18 protein-coding genes, 1 tRNA gene and 1 pseudogene are annotated in these 17,943 nt (G+C 56.9%); 11 read left to right on the forward strand and 9 right to left on the reverse strand.

What is annotated here, in order from left to right; genetic code table 11:
* The first annotated feature begins 1 nt into the window (after position 1).
* Genes VJS90_RS08350 through VJS90_RS08370 form a run of 5 tightly spaced genes read left to right on the forward strand, consistent with a single transcriptional unit; the run spans position 2 to position 5,148 of the window.
* Positions 2-1,153, forward strand: coding sequence for an acyl-CoA dehydrogenase family protein (locus VJS90_RS08350; RefSeq protein WP_324120898.1), 1,152 nt, complete (start codon positions 2-4; stop codon positions 1,151-1,153).
* Entirely contained in the window at positions 1,150-2,334 is a 1,185-nt protein-coding gene (locus VJS90_RS08355; RefSeq protein ID WP_324120900.1) for a CoA transferase, read from the forward strand. The genes VJS90_RS08350 and VJS90_RS08355 overlap by 4 nt, the downstream gene beginning before the upstream one ends.
* 1 nt (position 2,335) lies before the next feature.
* Positions 2,336-3,106, forward strand: coding sequence for a GntR family transcriptional regulator (locus VJS90_RS08360; RefSeq protein WP_324120902.1), 771 nt, complete (start codon positions 2,336-2,338; stop codon positions 3,104-3,106).
* Positions 3,096-4,301, forward strand: a complete 1,206-nt coding sequence (locus tag VJS90_RS08365; RefSeq protein WP_324120904.1) for an MFS transporter — start codon at positions 3,096-3,098, stop codon at positions 4,299-4,301. Before VJS90_RS08360 ends, VJS90_RS08365 begins: the two co-directional genes overlap by 11 nt.
* A gap of 49 nt (positions 4,302-4,350) precedes the next feature.
* Positions 4,351-5,148 carry a CoA ester lyase gene (locus tag VJS90_RS08370; RefSeq protein ID WP_324120906.1) on the forward strand — a complete coding sequence of 266 codons (798 nt, stop codon included), beginning with the start codon at positions 4,351-4,353 and terminating at the stop codon, positions 5,146-5,148.
* Positions 5,149-5,360: 212 nt separating this feature from the next.
* On the opposite strand, the gene VJS90_RS08375 is transcribed toward VJS90_RS08370, so the two are convergent.
* Positions 5,361-5,804 (reverse strand): hypothetical protein, encoded by a 444-nt coding sequence (locus tag VJS90_RS08375; protein WP_324121002.1) that lies wholly within the window; start codon positions 5,802-5,804, stop codon positions 5,361-5,363.
* Positions 5,805-6,284: 480 nt separating this feature from the next.
* Complete coding sequence (locus VJS90_RS08380) at positions 6,285-6,617, reverse strand: DUF3077 domain-containing protein (protein WP_414704915.1); 333 nt, start codon at positions 6,615-6,617, stop codon at positions 6,285-6,287.
* Positions 6,618-7,193: 576 nt separating this feature from the next.
* Between VJS90_RS08380 and VJS90_RS08385 the strand changes: the two genes are divergently transcribed.
* Together VJS90_RS08385 and VJS90_RS08390 are read left to right on the forward strand one after the other, a co-directional pair.
* The gene (locus tag VJS90_RS08385) at positions 7,194-7,433 is read left to right on the forward strand and encodes a type II toxin-antitoxin system RelB/DinJ family antitoxin (RefSeq protein WP_324120908.1); all 240 of its coding nucleotides are present in this window, start codon (positions 7,194-7,196) and stop codon (positions 7,431-7,433) included.
* 156 nt (positions 7,434-7,589) lie between these two features.
* Positions 7,590-7,778 carry a type II toxin-antitoxin system RelE/ParE family toxin gene (locus VJS90_RS08390; protein ID WP_414704919.1) on the forward strand — a complete coding sequence of 63 codons (189 nt, stop codon included), beginning with the start codon at positions 7,590-7,592 and terminating at the stop codon, positions 7,776-7,778.
* Here the strand turns inward: VJS90_RS08390 and VJS90_RS08395 are convergent.
* Positions 7,775-8,098 carry a helix-turn-helix transcriptional regulator gene (locus VJS90_RS08395; RefSeq protein WP_324120910.1) on the reverse strand — a complete coding sequence of 108 codons (324 nt, stop codon included), beginning with the start codon at positions 8,096-8,098 and terminating at the stop codon, positions 7,775-7,777. The two genes, VJS90_RS08390 and VJS90_RS08395, sit on opposite strands and share 4 nt — an antisense overlap.
* Before the next feature lie 733 nt (positions 8,099-8,831).
* Between VJS90_RS08395 and VJS90_RS08400 the strand changes: the two genes are divergently transcribed.
* Genes VJS90_RS08400 through VJS90_RS08415 form a run of 4 tightly spaced genes read left to right on the forward strand, consistent with a single transcriptional unit; the run spans position 8,832 to position 12,236 of the window.
* Positions 8,832-9,173 (forward strand): hypothetical protein, encoded by a 342-nt coding sequence (locus VJS90_RS08400; protein WP_324120912.1) that lies wholly within the window; start codon positions 8,832-8,834, stop codon positions 9,171-9,173.
* 3 nt (positions 9,174-9,176) lie between these two features.
* A complete protein-coding gene (locus VJS90_RS08405) occupies positions 9,177-9,839 on the forward strand; it encodes an ABC-three component system protein (protein WP_324120914.1) in 663 nt (220 codons plus the stop codon).
* Positions 9,839-10,333 (forward strand): ABC-three component system middle component 5, encoded by a 495-nt coding sequence (locus tag VJS90_RS08410; protein WP_324120916.1) that lies wholly within the window; start codon positions 9,839-9,841, stop codon positions 10,331-10,333. The genes VJS90_RS08405 and VJS90_RS08410 overlap by 1 nt, the downstream gene beginning before the upstream one ends.
* Positions 10,326-12,236 (forward strand): hypothetical protein, encoded by a 1,911-nt coding sequence (locus VJS90_RS08415; protein ID WP_324120918.1) that lies wholly within the window; start codon positions 10,326-10,328, stop codon positions 12,234-12,236. Before VJS90_RS08410 ends, VJS90_RS08415 begins: the two co-directional genes overlap by 8 nt.
* 1,123 nt (positions 12,237-13,359) lie before the next feature.
* Here the strand turns inward: VJS90_RS08415 and VJS90_RS08420 are convergent.
* From VJS90_RS08420 to VJS90_RS08445, 6 genes and pseudogenes are all read right to left on the reverse strand, one after another.
* Positions 13,360-13,620, reverse strand: a pseudogene (locus VJS90_RS08420) (type II toxin-antitoxin system HicB family antitoxin); the annotation flags it as partial.
* Positions 13,621-14,494: 874 nt separating this feature from the next.
* A tRNA-Thr gene (locus tag VJS90_RS08425) sits at positions 14,495-14,570 on the reverse strand.
* Positions 14,571-14,668: 98 nt separating this feature from the next.
* A complete protein-coding gene (locus VJS90_RS08430; RefSeq protein WP_324120919.1) occupies positions 14,669-14,911 on the reverse strand; it encodes a hypothetical protein in 243 nt (80 codons plus the stop codon).
* 341 nt (positions 14,912-15,252) lie between these two features.
* Positions 15,253-16,476 carry a methyltransferase gene (locus VJS90_RS08435; protein ID WP_324120921.1) on the reverse strand — a complete coding sequence of 408 codons (1,224 nt, stop codon included), beginning with the start codon at positions 16,474-16,476 and terminating at the stop codon, positions 15,253-15,255.
* Between the two features lie 45 nt (positions 16,477-16,521).
* Positions 16,522-17,211, reverse strand: a complete 690-nt coding sequence (locus tag VJS90_RS08440; protein ID WP_324120923.1) for an ABC transporter permease — start codon at positions 17,209-17,211, stop codon at positions 16,522-16,524.
* Positions 17,208-17,903, reverse strand: a complete 696-nt coding sequence (locus tag VJS90_RS08445; protein WP_324120924.1) for an ABC transporter permease — start codon at positions 17,901-17,903, stop codon at positions 17,208-17,210. Before VJS90_RS08445 ends, VJS90_RS08440 begins: the two co-directional genes overlap by 4 nt.
* Positions 17,904-17,943: the final 40 nt, after the last annotated feature.

Raw genomic sequence — 17,943 nt, forward strand, 5'->3', positions numbered from 1 at the left:
GATGAGTGAATACGACGAGCAGGAAAGCATGATCCTCGACGCCCTGGACCGCTTCCTGGAAACCGAAGCCAAACCCTTCGTGCACGAACTCGAGAAAAACGACATCTACCCCGAAGAGATGGTCGAGAAGATGAAGGCCATGGGCCTGTTCGGCTGCATCATCGACCCTGAATACGGCGGGCTCGGGCTGTCCACGGCCACCTACGCGAAGATCGTCGAGCGTATCTCCAGCACCTGGATGTCGCTGTCCGGCATCATCAACTCGCACCTGATCATGGCCTCGGCGATCCAGCGGCATGGCACGCCAGCGCAGAAGGAGCGTTTCCTGCCCCGCATGGCCAGCGGCGAGCTGCGTGGCGCGGTCGGCTTCACCGAGCCGGACGCTGGCACCGACCTGCAAGCCATCCGCACCGTGGCCCGCCGCGAGGGCGATCATTACGTGGTCAATGGCGCCAAGACCTGGATCACCAACAGCCTGTACGGCGGCGTGGTCGCGCTGCTGGTCAAGACCGACCCGGCTGCCGAGCCGCGGCACAAGGGCATGAGCTGGCTGATCGCCGAGAAGGGGCCTGGCTTCAAGGTGGCGCGCAAGCTGGAGAAACTGGGCTACCGCGGCATCGACACCTGCGAGCTGGTGTTCGAGGACTACAAGGTGCCCGTGGATTGCCTGATTGGTGGCGTCGAGGGTGTTGGCCTCAAGCAGGTGTTGTCTGGCCTTGAGCTGGGCCGCATCAACGTCGCGGCCCGTGGGGTCGGCGTGGCGCGCGCGGCGCTGGACGAGGCCACGGCGTACTCGCAACTGCGCAAGACCTTTGGCAAGCCGATCTGCGAGCACCAGGCGATCCAGCTCAAGCTTGGCGAAATGGCCACGCGGGTCGAGGCGGCGCGGCTGCTCACCGAATCCGCTGCCAAGGCCTACGACAAGGGCGACCGTTGCGACATGGAAGCGGGCATGGCCAAGTACTTTGCCACCGAGGCGGCACTGGAGAACGCCACCGATTGCATGCGTATCCATGGCGGCTACGGCTACTCGAAGGAATACAACGTCGAGCGCCTGTACCGCGACGCGCCGCTGCTGACCATCGGCGAGGGCACCAACGAAATGCAGCGCATCATCATCGCCAAGCAACTCGTGCAGAGGAATCCGGTATGACCTTGCCCCTAGCAGGCGTGCGCATCATCGCCGTCGAACAGTACGGTGCCGGCCCGTTCGGCACCCAGCACCTGGCCGACCTTGGCGCCGAGGTGATCAAGATCGAGAACCCCGCCGACGGCGGTGAAATCGGCCGCCATGTCGGTCCCTACTATTTCGAGCAGGGCGACAGCCACTTCTATCAGTCTTTCAACCGCAACAAGAAAAGCGTCACGCTCAACCTGAAGAACCCCGACGAGAAGGCCCTGCTGATCGAGCTGATCAAGGGCGCGGATGCGCTCTATGACAACCTGCGCGGCGACCTCCCCGAAAAGCTTGGCCTGACCTACCCCCAGCTCAAGGAGCACAACCCCGCGCTGGTCTGCTGCCACCTCTCGGCCTATGGCCGTGAAGGTGCGCGCAAGGCCTGGCCCGGTTATGACTACCTGATGCAGGCCGAGGCCGGCTACTGCTCGCTGACCGGCGAGCCAGGCGGGCCACCGGCCCGGTTCGGGCTGTCGATCATCGACATGATGACCGGCACCACCGCGGCGCTGGCGCTGGTCTCGGCACTGGTCGGCGCGCGTGCCACCGGCGTGGGCCGGGATGTGGACGTGAGCCTGTTCGACGTGGCCATGCACAACATCAACTACCTCGGTACCTGGTACCTCAACGACGGCGTGAAGACCGAGCGCACGCCACGCTCCGCGCATCCCTCGCTGACGCCCAGCCAGCTGTACCGCACGCAGGACGGCTGGATGTTCATCATGTGCAACAAGGAAAAGTTCTGGGCGGTGCTGGCCAACCTGATCGACAAGCCGCAGTGGATCAGCGACCCGCGCTATTGTGATTTCAAGGCGCGCCTGGCGCACCGCGACCAGCTCACCGAGGACCTCGATGCAGTCCTGATGCAGCAGCCCACGGCCTACTGGCTCAAGCACTTTGGCGGGCAGGTGCCGGCCGCCCCGGTCAATGATGTGGGCCAGGCCCTGGATAATCCGTTCGCCCACGAGCAAGGGGTGATTTTCGACGTCGAGCATCCCGTGCGCGGTACGATCAAGACACTCGCCTGTCCGATCCGCTGCCCGGGCGAGACGTTGCCCAACCAGCCCGCACCACGGCTTGGCGCGCATAACCAGGCGATACTGGGCGCGCTGCAAGGCATGGAAGCCGAAAACAAGAAATCTGCAGGAGTCAGATGAAATGATCCAGGAACTGCCTTCACTGTTGTCCGCTGGACAGCCCCGCTACCTGATCCTGGCGCAAGCGCTGGTGGAGGCGATCACGGCGGGGCGTTATCCGCTCAACAGCCTGCTGCCGACCGAGCACGAGCTGTGCAAGCAGTTCAACGTCAGCCGGCATACCGTGCGCGAGGCGATCCGCCGGCTCAACGAGCTTGGCCTGATCAGCAAGCAGCAAGGGGTCGGCACCCGGGTCAAGGCCACCCAGGCGGCATCGCGCTATGTGCAGGCCAGTGAAGGCATCTCCGACCTGCATCAATATGTGCGCGACGTGCGCATGGAGCTTGAGGCGCCCGAGGAGCTGAACGCCGACGAGGAGCTGGCCGAGCTGCTCGAATGCAAGCCCGGCCAGGCCTGGATGATGGCGCGGGGCTTGCGTCATCGCGAGGGCGACAGCGCGCCGCTGGCCCGTACCCTGGTGTATGTGCCTCGCGCCTACGGTGCCGCCCTGGAGGCATTTGGCGATGGCCGCACGCCCATCTACGAACTGCTGCAGAAACGCTTCGGCGTGCAGGTGGCCGAGGTGCGCCAGACCATCAGCGCGATCAACCTCGACGCCGGCCAGGCCAGGGCCTTGCAGGTGGAAGTCGGGTCCCCGGGGCTGCACATCGTGCGCAAGTACGTGGGCAGCAACGATGAGCTGCTGGAGGTGGCGGTGAACGTCCATCCGGGCGAGCGCTTCAGTTATTCGATCACCCAGCGTCTCACCTGGCAGGGCACCAATGGCGAGTAACGGCTACGTCCCGCTGGCCGTCACCTTGTCGATCCAGGCGCTGGTGTCGATGGCCACGTTCACCGTGCCGGTGCTGGCGCCGGCCGCCCTGCGCGAGCTGGGCGGCAGCATTGCCCAGATCGGTCTTTTCGTGGCGCTGATCTACCTGGGGGCAATGCTCTCCAGCCTGCTCAGCGGCAACTGGATACTGCGTTTCGGCGCGATCCGCGTCAGCCAGGTGTGCCTGCTGCTGTGCGGGGCCGGCCTTGGGCTCGCGGCGGGCGGGCAACTGTGGTGCCTTGTTTTGAGTGCCTTGGCCCTTGGCGCCGGGTATGGGCCTGTGACCCCGGCCAGCTCGCACATCCTGGCCCGCACCACGCCTGCGCACCTGATGGGCTTCATGTTTTCCCTCAAACAGACCGGCGTGCCGATCGGCGGCGTGCTGGCCGGCATGCTGGTGCCCAGCCTGGTCGGCGCGAGCGGCTGGCGCGGCGCGCTGTGCATGGTGGCCGCGGCCTGCCTGGTGATGGCCGTGATCGCCCAGCGGGTGCGCCCGGCGCTCGACGATGACCGCAACCCCCAGCTCAAGGCTTCGCGGCGCGACCTGCTCAAGCCCCTGTTCATGATCTTCGCGATGCCGCGCATGCGTAACCTGGCGCTGTGCTCGCTGTTCTTCGGCGCGATGCAGCTGTGCCTGACCACCTACTTGGTCAGCTACCTGACCCACGACTACGGCCTGGCGCTGGTCAGCGCTGGCCTGATCCTCGCCCTGACCCAAGGCGCCGGCGTGGCGGGGCGCTTGCTTTGGGGCTGGATAGCCGACCGCTGGCTGGAGCCCCGCCGGTTGCTGCCCGTGCTGGCATTGATCATGGCCGCCGCATCGCTGCTGACCGCAGCCTTCAGCCAAGGCTGGCCGCTGCCGCTGGTAGCGGCGGTCAGCATGCTCTTCGGCGCCACGGCAATTGGCTGGAACGGTGTCTACCTGGCGGAAGTCGCCCGCCTGGCACCGCCCGGGAGCGCCGGGCAATACACTGGCGGCACCTTGTTCTTCACCTACTTCGGCGTCGTTGCCGGCCCACCGTTGTTTGCCGCGACGAGCCATTCCGGCGATTCCCTGGCCAGTGGCTATGCGCTGTTCGGCGTGCTGATGCTTGTCGTCGCACTGGCCCTGGGCCGCTTCGCCCGCGTCGCCACGGTTCGCGGCGACCCCGGCTGACGCTGTCCGCTTCAACCCCTCGGTTTTATCCCCTGACTGGAGACCTGCCATGGCTGCCCGTTCGTACCTGTTTGTCCCCGGAGACCGTCCGGAGCGTTTCGACAAAGCCTGCGCCGCTGGCGCCGACGTCGTCATACTCGACCTCGAAGACGCCGTGACTCCCGAGCGCAAGGATCAAGCCCGCGAAGCCATACGCGCCTGGCTCGCCGCCGGCGGCAAGGGCTGGGTGCGCATCAACGGCAGCGAGACGCCGTGGCACGCCGAAGACTGCGGCCTGCTAGACGCCCCCGGATTGCTCGGCGTATCGTTGCCCAAGGCCGAAAGCGCCGAGCAGATCGCGGCGCTGGCCGACCGCCTGCCGGAACACCTGCGCATCCTGCCCATCGTCGAGAGTGCACGCGGCCTGTGGAACGCAGAAGCCATCGCCAGCGCGCCCAAAGTGCAGTGCCTAGCGTTTGGCTCGGTGGATTTCCAGGTCGACACCGGCATTCTCGGAGACGGCGAAGAGCTTCTATACGCCCGCTCCCGCCTTGTCATCGCCTCCGCGCTGGCCCGCATCGGGGCGCCGGTGGATGGCGTGACCATCGACCTGTCCAACCTCGAGCTGCTGGGTAGCGATGTACACCGCGCGCGGCAGCAAGGGTTCGCCGGGAAACTGTGCGTGCATCCCAAGCAGGTCGCGGTGATCAACGACGGCTTCCGCCCCGGGGAGCATGAAGTGCTCTGGGCGCATGCCGTGCTGGACACGGTCGCGGCGCACGAAGGGATAGGGGCGATCAGCCTGAATGGGAAGTTGATTGATCTGCCGGTGATCTTGCGGGCGCGGCGGATATTGGAGAATGCGTGAGGCAGGCAGCGGGCGCCGAGTTGACACTGAATTCAGGCATCTGGATAATGTGCGAGTCGATACAGACCGGAACCCTCAATTGAGGGGGTATCGATTTCGGAGCGAAAGCTCTCCTAGCCAGTGTGCAGGATAAGGCGAAAGCTGAAAGAACAGGCCGATATTGATTTACAGAGAGCCCTGGTGCGCAAGCACCGGGGCTTTTTGCTTTCTGATCACACCGATTTACCGTTGTTGCGCATTTCCAAGACGTAACGCACGTTGAATGCTTTGCCGCGCGGGAGCGAATGCCGCCCCCAATTGGCTACGTCGTAGGCCGAAATCACATGCAGGCGCAGATGATTCGTTGTGCCCTGCGGCTTGCTGATTGAAAAGAAAATGGCGTAATCATGCAGATCGAGACAGAAGTATCGCTGGCCACCATGCTTGCTATTGTGCGGTACCACCATGCCCTCGAAGAAACGTCGCTCGATATAGTCTCGCAACTGCGTGCTGCAGTGATAACGCGATGGGCAGAAATAGCGCTTCTCGCCCTTATGCCTCAATAGCTCGCCTTCACCTTTATCGTCCGTAAAGCAGTGGAAACCAAATTCGAACTTGACCGTCAGCTTTTGACCCGCAACGTCGAAAGTAAGTACGAGTGGCTGTAGGTGCTTCATGCTCTTGGTGGCACCATTGATGACGAGGTCATTCCATTGCATTGCGGTAGCTCATGGGTGAAAGGGGCGCATTGTAGCGCCGCTGGACACAGTAATGGGCGCTCCATCGAGGCCTGTAACAACCGCATAATTTCGCACCTTGAAGGCGAAAAAAACTATCTAAGATCGGCACTATTCCTACAACAATCAAGGATTAGGGAGGCCGAGGAATTGATGGCAGCTCTGGCGCTTTGCCCATATCTGAGGCCTGCCAAGCATAGAAGGTCGCACTAATGCTGACTGCAGCGAACTACCTGGGAGAGAGTCTATGGTGTGCCGAAAGCTCACTTATATTTGTAGGAGCGGGCTTGCCCGCGATGAGGGCAGACAGGGCAGATCAGGTTTATGGCCCGGACTATTCAAAAATGCGCTTGCTGGCTAAACCAAGCGCATCGCTACAAACAACTGGCCAGGTCGCCTGGCTAAAAGCGACCCCCTGACTCAACCAGCAGGCGTACGCCTCAACGCTTCACCTTCCAACCCATCCAGCACCGCATCGACCAGACCCTTGGCCATTTCAGCGGAGTGCAGCGTCGACCAGAGCAAGCCTTTGTTAGGCAGCCCCACCATCTGGTCACAAGCCTGCTTGGTGGTGTCATAGATGCCCTCCAGCAGCAAAGAAACGTGCACAAGCACATCCTCGGCTTCGAGGCCTTCACGGACGGTAAACATGGGAGGGTGGCCTGCATCGCAGGAGCCGAAGGTGGTGCTGGCGGTGACGCCAAGCAGGGTGCGGGGTGGATCTGGGACAATCTTTGTTTTTGTCATTGGCATGACTCCGTTTGTGAGTGGAGCCGACACCAACTGCGACCAAACAGTTGGGTGACAGCTGTACGCGGATTGGTCGACCGGGACAAAAGGTAAACCCGGCAGGCACGAATGCCTCCCGCGCACAGCTGCCATAGCGCGATGATACAGGCGCAAGGCACCGGTAAACGCGGAATGGGAGCATTTACATTTTGTTGGTCGGGCGACCAAGCCCGATCGCTGAAGTGCAGCGACGGGGGAAGCCTATCCCTCAAGGATCTATGAGGCAAGCGGCCGCAACAAATCCATACAACAGCCTACAGGTAGTTCCGGTTTGGATTGACGTGACAGCCGTACGCAGATTGGTCGACGGGCCAATAGCAATCCCGCAGGCAATGAATGCCTCCTGCGTACAGCTGTCAGGCGAGGACCATACCTAGAAAACAGGCGTCCGTGCGGCCCGCTATGAAACGCCGTGTTGCAGCGCTTTTAGCAGAGTCGAGCCGCAGCGCTGTAGCGATCCGCTGAACGCGCCAGTTCATTGCTCAATGAGCCACACTAGGCCACTGTACAGGCCGATGTCATCCCAGGAAGATCCACACCATGGCGTCTATCACCGTTCGTATCGACGACGATCTCAAAGCGCGTGCTTACCCCCAGCTCGAAAAGCTGGGCATAACCCCATCCGAGCTGATGCGCCAAGCGTTGCAATACGTGGCTGAACAGGGCCAGTTGCCCTTCAAGCCTGTACTGATGGCTGAGGAGGATGAAACACTGCTCGCTACAATCCGCGAGCGCCTTGCAGCGCCCCAGCGTGTGAAAGCTTCGCTGGATGAATTGTAGTCTGATGTGCGTGTTCTGGATGAATGCCAATGGCAGGCTTTCGCAAGCCTGGATGCGAAACACCTGGGCATAAAAACCCGCTCAATTTGTGCGTAGGTGCCGAAGCAACCATAGGCATGGCGGGTATATTGCGCTGAAGCTTATGCGCTGGGGGCAATTGAGTTCATCATCAATGGCAGCCCAGCGTACAGATGCGTGTACGTTGCGAAGTACGCTGACATGGTCGTTGTGTTGCATTCTTTCGTGAAAACCACGAACGGCTCCGAACGTCATGCGATGCAGGTCGCTGAAGGTCGGATGAAAGAGTTCAAGCAAGAACTCAGGAGCATGGGCTACGACGTTTAGCTGCTCGGCGTTTGAGAAATGACGATTTGAGGCAACGATCCAGCATCGTTTGTGGAGAGGGTGAGACAGGCGCGAAAACCGAGCTTGTCGAGCATGTCCATCATGGCGTCTAGCGTGAATTTCTCGATCTTGCCATTGGCTAGCTCGGATACGCGTGACTGAGTCACGTTCAGCCTGACTGCGGCCTTATTCTGCTTGAGGCCCATTTTTTTGATGCAGTCGGTGATAAAGATGGAGAGGTCCATCTTCAGAAGCATTTTGCTGGCCGTTTCTTGGTCGTGTGTGACGTGGAACGGGCTTTCGTGGAATTGAAGCGCCATTGGATGGCTTCCTCAAAGGGATATCTAAAATTTAAGATAAAAAGGGTATTCGCCCTTGGCCGCTCTGTCAAAGCGCTTTTGGTGCTCCTCGCGGGACGCGCTGAATGGTGGGGTCTCAGCCCAGGATCTCTACCATCAGCTGGTTTGGATCTCTACGCCTAGGCGGGTGCGGGGTGCCTGTCCAAATGCCCAGGAATCAGCGTGAGTGCAATGATCCTGGCCGGGGTATCGGGGTTTGCAATTCACAACAGATTCCAGGCGCATCGAAACGCAGACAGGGGTTCTACCTGCGGAGACCCTGCTGACGGTCACCCGGAGGTCCAAACCCAGAGATGAAAGGGCCCACCTTGCGATGACCCTCTGGCACCAGGAGTCGAAAAGTCGCATAAGTAACTGATTTGATTAAGATATCTGTTCAAAAAAAACAGCGGTATCTCTAAAAGTATCCTTCCAGTCGCTCGAACGTTTGTCAGCGTGCTGAGAGCACTTGGCCTATCCAAGATCTGCCTAGGCCGTACGCGGATTCTGTTGCAGAGCCGATGAGATGTGGACAAGCGAAACCCACATTGATAGCGTTTCGATGTCACTCGGCCTGCGCTCGGCCTGCGCTTGTGGGGATGGTTGGTGAACAGTACTAATCTTCAACTCGCGTTGCCGCACGTCTTACTAAAAAGAAAAGGTTTTCGCTCAGCGATTGTAAAGATTTTTGTAATGATCAGTATGGAGATTTTTTATGGATTGGAAAATTGCTCTTAAAGTCGGTGGGCCATCAGTCATAGCAACCTGGGCTTTCGTCTCCATGATCTCTCTTATCTTAGAGAAATCCGAGATTTTCAAGTCTAGCTTGTTGTTGAATCTCATCGTTGTTGTCGTGGTATTTTTGTTTTGTATTTCTATGGGGGCTCTTTGGATTAGAGCGGGCAATAGAAAAAAAGATGGTGTGTTTTCGGGTAACAATGTTGTTGATAACGAGGTTGGTGAAAACCTTAATATCGCGGTTGGTGTTGGCGAAATAAAAAATAATGAGATCCGAGGAAATACAATTAAAAAAGATATGAATATTGGTGGGATGTAATTTGTGTCTGATAATAACAAGCAGCTTGTATTGGCTTCTGGGTTGGATCTTACTCCGGCAGATATTGCAAAATACATATCGGCCTCTTCGCGAAATCTTGTCGTCTCTGGTAATAATATAGAGAGTAATACAGTATTTGGTAGTATGAACTTCGGTGGTACAGTTGTGCAACTGCCAAAGTTTGATATTGCTCTAGGTGCTCAGACTTTAGGGGCACTGATAGAAAGGCACGAAAAGTTAAAAGAAGATGATCCGCATTATGTTTTTTTATTGGAGGAACTTCAGAGCAGAATCAAGAACGAAGAGTCGAGGCCCGTTGTAGGTCTTGAAGCTAAGCTTAGTTCTGCTAATAGGCTGGGGTATCTGCATGAGGCGCGAATTGCCAATAATAAAGCAGCTAAAATGATTGCTAGGTTTGAGAATGTTAGGTCGTACCAGGTCATTTTCAATTATGTCCTTGGTACTATATTGACCCGTTTTAATAATAATGTTTTGCCCTTGATTAGGTGTGGGGCAAGTGAAGTTGATGTAAAGTTGATGCTGAATGCGACGATCGTTGATCCGCTATATCAAGAAGTTGCGCTGGCTGGCGGAATGATGTCCAGCGATGTGATTGACGGCATGATCTATTTTTTGACTGACAAATGTCACGTGGTGTGGAACTGATGCTTATCTATCATCCTGCTGCAGACGCAAACCATTGCTGTTATAGGTTGGTTAATATACTCCGATCTATTGATGGTGATGATCTAAGCATGAGCATGCTCAGACTTTTGGATTTTTATTACCTTTATCCGCATCTTCTAAAGAAAATAAATCCGCTGCCACGCCCAATTAATAGGCGGTCATCTTACATAATGAAATTGGCAGATCCATTTGAGATTACTACATCACCTCAATTATTGTTTCATGAATTAAGCTTGATTCAGGATTCAGCAGTTCGTTCTCTGGCTGAGAAAGGGCTAATTCAAGTTAATTCTGATGACGTTCGGTTGATAATTGAAAATGTACCTGTTGAGTTGATCTCTTACTGTGAAGCGGACGAGTTTTCAAGATCTGATGCTTTCGACATAGTTACTAATTATGTTTCAAAGTCAGTTCTTAATGGCAAAAATGGACTTAAAGCTCGAAGTGGGTTAATGGAATATAGATATGACTAAGTCTACTATGTTTATACGGCGTCTTATAATAGCTTATCGTGGTGGTCGCGTTTATGATGAGCGCTTTCATGAAGGTATAAATGTCATAAGAGGCGACCACTCCGTAGGTAAAACCACAATACTTGAACTCCTGTTTTATGCGCTGGGAGGAGAGATTAAAGAAAATCAGTGGCTTCACCCAGCAGATAAGTGTGATATTATTTTTTGCGAGCTGTCGATAAATGGTAATATTTTTACTCTGAGAAGGAACATTTTAAAAGGAAGAGTTCCCCCTATATCGATTCGAGAGGGGGTGTACGATGATGAGAGTAAGGGGAGCGAGGCTTGGAAAACATACGGATCGCGTCGAAATGAATCAGATGGCAAAATGTCGTTCTCTCAACAAATGTTTGAGTTGCTAGGTTGGGATTCGCATAAAACAGACGATTACGCAAATCTGACAATGCATCAAATACTTCGGTTTCTTTACGTGGATCAGGAAACTGCCTCGACTAAGATTTTTCGAACTGAAGATAATCCCAGAGCAGACAGTGAGGGAATACGAACTGCAATCGCTGAATTCTTATTAGGTTTGGATAACCTAGATACTCATAAGCTTCGTCAAGACTTAGTTTTGGCTGAGCGTGAGTTTGAACGAATTCATGCGGATCTTATAGCGATGTATCGAGTATTAGGAGATGAGTCTAATCTAACCCCTGAATTACTCAATCAAATTATTGGTGAGAATATTAAGGAGATAATCCGGCTTTCGAACGAGCCGCCAATTACCTTAAGCTCTGATGCTGCGCTGCGAGAGAATTCAGAACGATATAAGATGTTAGAGTCCGTAGTAGCAAACTACGACAAGCAGTTGCAACGATTCCGTCAAGAGCTTTTTTTGCTTGAAGGGGAGATTGCAGATTGTCATATGTTCGAAGAATCACTTTTGTTTCGTAAGAAAGCCTTGCTTGAATCAAAAGCCGCATATGCTGCGATTGGTACAGTGAATTACACTCGATGCCCTTGTTGCTTGGAGACGGTTGCTGAGCCATTAGACGGTTACTGCCATCTGTGCAAGGTTCCGAGTAAGGACAGCAGTGGCTCTAACAATTATATGGAGCTTCTTAATCAGTTAGACTTCCAAATTGAAAATAATAAAAAAGTCCAAGATGACTACATTGAGCATAGAATGGGGCTTTTATCGAGCATTGAGATCGCTCAAATAAGTATGCAAAAATCACAGGTCGAGTTAACTGCTCTGGCCAAGCAGGCAGGCACGGTGTCAGCTGAGTTGGTAAGTAACTCTCGGAAGATTGGGTATCTAGAATCTCAAAATGCAGTGGCGGAAAGAAAAATCTCCGTAATTAATGAGTTGAATCGTAATCAGAATAAGAAGGTGCAATTATCCTCTGTGATAAGTGATCTGCGGGAGCGGTTGATTGCTGCTCATGCTGGAAATAAAAAGCGTCGTGAAAATATATACTTTGGTTTGTGCGAAAATATTGTATCAATCCTTGGCGAAGAGCGTCGTGTCGATGGAAAATCTTATGAAGAAGATTTCGAACAGGCAAATGTAGAAGATATTGAGATAGATTTTGCCAAGGATCGTATGCTGGTAAATGGTCGAGTTAAATTTTCAGGCAGCTCAAACTATGTTAAGAAAAATGCATTGAATGTGTCTGCACTTATAGAGTCTATAGAAAACAAAGATTATAGGCTTCCTAGGTTTATGATGCTAGACGCTATTGAAAATGGTGGGATGACGGAGTATCGGAGTCGTCTCTTCCAAAAAACTTTAGTTGATTTGTTTAAAGGGCGAACTGACTTCCAGCTCATCTATTGCACATCCATGGTTTTAGATGAATTGAATAACGATGAGTATGGTGTTGGTCCGTTCTATAGTGAAAATGTTCTAAATATCTGAGTGCAGAATGCTACACGCGGACCTGTCAATTTATACTTAAATGCTTATTCTGTATGTTGGCGGTCCGCAGAGAGTAAATGGAATTTCAGTTTTAGCGCGAGGTTAGGTGATGTTTCAAAGGGATGTTTTTATCCCCAGCACCATCGGCTAGTGCTCCTTCTATCTAGCAATCCCATTACTAATCTCCTCTCGAAGCCAAGTTTTTAAAATATCCCCCACGTAATCCCGCCAAGAATGCTGAGTGTTATCAGGGATCAAGGCCCCTGCGACCTGTGGGGATGTCCTCTAACGCGGGACTGGCGGCTCTTTACGACCAAGAGCAAGGGCATCTCATGATCTGGCCTCCTGAGCACCGATACCGGTGGGCGGGTGGAGGCAGCACTGGCTGACGAGACCAGAGCCTGAAGATCCTGAGCCAGGTGCAAGCAGCAATGCGATGACCGGGGCATGCCTGACTGTCAGTCAGGTGCAGTCCATTCCCTGGTCTGCGGCACCATCATCTACAAGGCTGTTGCTGGTGACATCGGCGTTTGTCACGCCGATTGTCACGAGGGGGAATGCCGCAAAGCCTTGTGCGTTTAGGGGCTGCAGCGGTTGGGAGCATCTGTCCTGCTCCAGTAGAAGGAGGCGGACCCGCTTGCCACTGGTAATGAGCAATCCCTTGGTCAACATCGAATTCGGGCAATGGGAAAGGCGTTACCTGCGTTTATGGTGTGGGCGCTGGCTTCACGGTAGGCAAGTCTGCTCCAAAAATATCGATGGGAAAGCTGAGTCTCATAGATGGCATCCCTGCATATCAGGCAGAGCAGTGTGTCAGGTTCGTGAGCAGCGCTTGGTCCGTACTCATGGTGCGTCAGGACTGGCCTCTTCGCTGGCAAGCCAGCTCCCACAGAATTTGCACTGACTCCTAGGGCGCCGGCGTACTGTAGGGCGGGCCTGCTCGTGATCCTAGGCAACATGGGTCACACGCCTGGCTTGCCCGGTAGGTCCTCATCGCGGGCAGGCCCGCTTCTACAGATACACAATGAGTTTGCAGCACACGGTAAAGTCTTCCACAGGTCCTGTGCAGGGCTTGAATCAGCGTTGGGTGGAAACAGGCAGCTATCGGATGGGATCGATGCTATTTCGTTTCATCTAGGTCCACCACAGCCCAAATACACCCTGCAAACTCAGGTTTGGCCGAATGGGCGGTCAACTTATGTGCGGTGGGAGTCGCCGCTCCATCCTGGGCCAGTAATTCCAAATGACCCTTGATCGCTTCCTTGGCCATGGCCATAGCATCGTCGAGATCGTCACCAGCTGAGAAGCAGCCTGGAATATCTGGAACTTCGACACCCCAAGCGTGTTGCTCATCGCCAGGATAAAGCGCAATTGGATAAATCACTCGTTTGTCTCCTTGGACGCTATTATGTATCACCTAGCATTCAGCATCAGCTACGTCAGGTTCAACCGTCCGGCTGGAGATCAAGCGGCTGTGGCTACTCAACATCACCTCCTTTAGCTGGTCATTGGTGTTGCGATGCCCACCGGTGGCGTGTGGTGTGAACACTGTACCTCCCCAGCTTGAGGGCAGTTGAGTGGTGTAATCCTTGCTGTGGGACATGCTGCCCGTTGTAGCTCCCACAGGGTTGGCACGCACTATTGAATCTTCCACAGGGGTCGGCAGAGTACTGAGGGTGGGGCTCTATCTGGTCCGGGGGTGGAGTGGTGCATGGCGTTTATTTATCTGCCACATGCGGCGTCGGCGATCTCGGGTGGTTGGATTGACGCCAGGCGCAAGCTCCCCCGGGGGCATAGGCAATAACGGGAAAACCCGCCAGGTTGGCGGGTTTTTTTGTGTGTGCGGGATGCTGCATGAGGTGTGGGGGATTTTTTGCGCAGTGTCTGAGTAGTCCTGTGGTGCCAGTGCGATTTTGGGGCCGCTTTGCAGCCCTTTCGCGGCACAAGGCACGCTCCCACAGGACCCGGCTATGCCGGGCCGGGGGCTATGATCGCCTCGGTAGGAGACATTTGCTTCCACAATGCCCGGCTATGCCGGGCCGGGGGCTATGATCGCCTCGGTAGAAGACATTTGCTTCCACAATGCCCGGCTGCGCCGGGCAGAGGGATTGCAGTCCCCTATAGAATCGGTGCGCCGGTAGAGGGGTTACGGTCTACCGCAGAATGACTAGCCCTGAAGGCGTTATATCTGTGGATACTCTAGGCCCCCAAAAACAAAAAAGGCCCACCTTTCGGTGAGCCTTCTTCGGTACTGCGTATGGTGCCGGCACCAGGAATCGAACCCGGGACCTACTGATTACAAGTCAGTTGCTCTACCATCTGAGCTATACCGGCACAGGGGCGTCATTATAGCGATCGGTTGGCGCCTGTAAACCACTTCCGTGCGATTCTGTTGAAAAGACGTAAGTCACCGCCCAGAAAAGAGATTTTTCCTACCAGCCGCGGTTGATGCTGTTCACGTCGGGCTCGGGCTGGGCGGGGTTGAAGAAGAGCTTGTGATCGTCGCAGCCGCGCCTGCGGCAAGGCTCGTGGCGGTTCAATCGAAGGTCCTGGTCATCTTCGTTCTGCAGCGCGGGCACCTTGGGGTCCGAGGGCATCTGGTACGGGCGCGCTGGGCTGCAACCGACCACCGCCAGGACGAGTGCGAGCAGGGCGAACGTACGGGCGTGGATCACGGTGCGGGCTCCATTCGGGAGAGAAAGCGGGGAACTTTAACCGCCTACGCGCTCGGATAGCCAAGCCATCTTGCCAGCAAATGTGACGGCCCCGTGGGCTCACTGTCCAGCCCTCCGTTTGGATCGATTAGATCATTCGGCGAAGATGCTTATTCACAAGCTGCGTGCCAACTTCGAGATAAATCCAGGTTGTTCGTCTGTACCACCGGTCTTTGCGCAAAGGCCTGTTTTTGCTGGTTTTAGATTCTGACGGGTTGGTCGCCATCGGTCCAAAACGAGCCTTGAACGCCTTATTCCGGGACTTTCATCAAAAGCTTGTGCACAGACTTATCCACAGGCTGTCAACCGTTCGCCAGCTCCGCTAGCAGGAGCAAATTGCGGGGTGTCAGGGGTTGCTCGCAGAACACGCCAAGCCGCACTTCATACCCTTGTTCGCGCAAGAACAGCGCACGATCGAGCACCAGCCACAGTTCCAGGGGTCGCCTGAACAGATTGCGGACCAGCTCCAGATTGCGCACCTGGGCCAGCCGCTCCCAGCCAGCCGCTTCCAGCGACGCCCAATCTGGCTCACCCACCAGGGCCACCTGCTTGAGCTCGGCGAGGTCACGGCAATACTCGGGAAACGGCTTTTCCAGCCAGCTGACGGGCAAAGAAGGTGTCGGCAGGTAGTCATCACGCTGGCGCTGTTCGCGCTGCAACAGATCAAACCCCAGGCGCCGGGCCATAGAGCAATCACGCTGGCGCCTTACGCGGGCGCCTGCGGTGACTGACTCGCTGAGCGGGAGGCCAAGGTCAGTCAGGGACAACTCAAGCGCCGAAGCCTTCGCGGCTGTGGATAATGCCTGGTAACCCTCAGCCTTGATGCGGTTGTAGCAGCAGGGCGCCACGGCCAACTGGCTACAGCGCTGTTCACTGGCCAGCTGCAGCAGGCGCACGTGCAGGTCGCCGCAGGCGTGCAGGGCGACCACGCTCTTGCCGGTATCGAGGTGGCGGGCACTGTCCGCTGCCATCACGTCCTGGTGCAGATGTTGAGCCGCCAAGCCGTGATGCGCGCTCAGGTCCTGTCCGGCGGCCACCAGCTCGGCATCGTACTCAAGGCAGGTCAGCTGCTGTCCCGGCTGAAGCAAGCGCCGCCCGAGATGCCCCTTGCCCGAGCACCAGTCCAGCCAATGCCGCGCGGGCTCGCGAAAGCCCAAGCGGCGGGCAAAGGCTTCTATCTGCTGCCATTTGCGCCCCGGCACGTTGGCGTCCAGGCGGTGCCCTGCGGGGTGCAAGCCGTGATCCGGCAGTTCACCGATGGCGCTGAGCTCGGAGGCGGTCTCTGCCAGCTGTGGAAAAGGCGCGGGCGCGGCCAGCCGTTCAGGATGCTGCTGATAGGCCTCGGCCTGCTCAAGCGTGCGCGAGCGCAGCCAGGCAGCGAGCTCGGGATGATCGTGCTCCCAGGGCAGGCGCAGATGCATGAACGGCCGCGGCCGCCATAGCGCCTGGTGCTTGCAGAGGAAGGCGTCGAGGGCCTGGAAGCGGGCGAGGAGCTGGTCGCCCTGCAGAAAGGTTGGCGTGGTCATGGCAGTCCATGAAAAACGGGGCTGTGATCAGCCCCGTAGCAGTGGTCAGCGGCCTTGGCAGGCGTCGACGCGCAACCAGCGCTCGAGCAGCTTGAAGCCCTGCACCAGGAGGAACGAGATCAGCAGGTAGAACACCCCCGCCGCAAAGAAGATCTCCACCGGCAGGTAGGTGCGGGCGATGATCGTACGGGCCATGCCGGTGAGTTCCAGCAGGGTCACGGTGCTGGCCAGGGCGCTGGCCTTGAGCATCAGGATCACTTCGTTGCTGTACGCGGGCAGGCCGATGCGCGAGGCGCGCGGCAGCATGATGTAGATCAGCGTCTTGGCCTGCGACATGCCCAGGGCTCGCGCCGCTTCGATCTCGCCGCGCGGGATCGCCTGCAGCGCGCCGCGCAGGATCTCGGCGATGTAGGCGGCGGTGTGCAGGGTCATGGTCAGCACCGTGCACCAGAACGGATCGCGCAGGTACGGCCACAGCGAACTGCTGCGCACGGCATCGAACTGCGCCAGGCCGTAGTAGACCAAAAACAGCTGCACCAGCAGCGGCGTGCCGCGGAAGAAGAAGATGTAGCTATAAGGCACGGCGCGCACGTACCAGTGGCGCGAGGCGCGGGCGATGCCCAGCGGGATGGCCAGGATCAACCCGGCGATGACCGCGATGGCCACCAGCTCCAGGGTCAGGGTCGCGCCCTGGGCCAGGCGCGGCAGCCACTTGATGATCACTTCCCAGTTCATTGGCTGGCCCTCGCGAAGCCGCGGGCGGCGCGTTTTTCCATGAAGTGCATGCCGGTCATGGCGACCACGGTCAGGCTCAGGTAGATCAAGGCGGCAACCATATAGAAGGTGAAGGGCTGCTTGCTCACGGTCACGGCGATTTGCGAGTGGCGCATGATTTCTTCAAGGCCGATCACCGAGACCAGCGCGGTGTCCTTCATCAGGATCATGAACAGGTTGCCCAGGCCGGGCAGGGCGATGCGCCACATCTGCGGCAGGATGATCCGCGACAGGATGCGTCCGCGCGACAGGCCCAGGGCCAGGCCGGCTTCGCGGTGGCCCTTGGGGATGGCCAGGATCGCGCCGCGGAAAACTTCCGTGGCATACGCGCCGAAGCACAGCCCCAGGGCGATGACGCCCGCGGCAAACGCGTTGAGCTCAAGGCCCGGCATGTTCAGGGCTTCGCCAAGCCGGTTCATCAGGCTGACGGTGCCGAAGTAGATGAGCAGAACCCAGAGCAGCTCGGGCACGCCGCGCACCAGGGTCGAGTAAGCGCCGCCAAGCCATTGCAGTGGCTTGACCTGCGAGGTCTTGGCCAACGCGCCGAGCAGGCCGAGGACCAGCCCCAGCAGCAGGGCGCAGAGCGCCAGTTTGACGGTCATCAGGGTGCCGGCCAGCAGGGCCGGACCGAATCCGTGTAGGTCGATATTCATGGGCAGCTGTGTTCAAGGGACCGGCACCGCGCGCGGCGGT

Source organism: Pseudomonas sp. (genome assembly GCF_035277045.1).
GTDB lineage: Bacteria > Pseudomonadota > Gammaproteobacteria > Pseudomonadales > Pseudomonadaceae > Aquipseudomonas.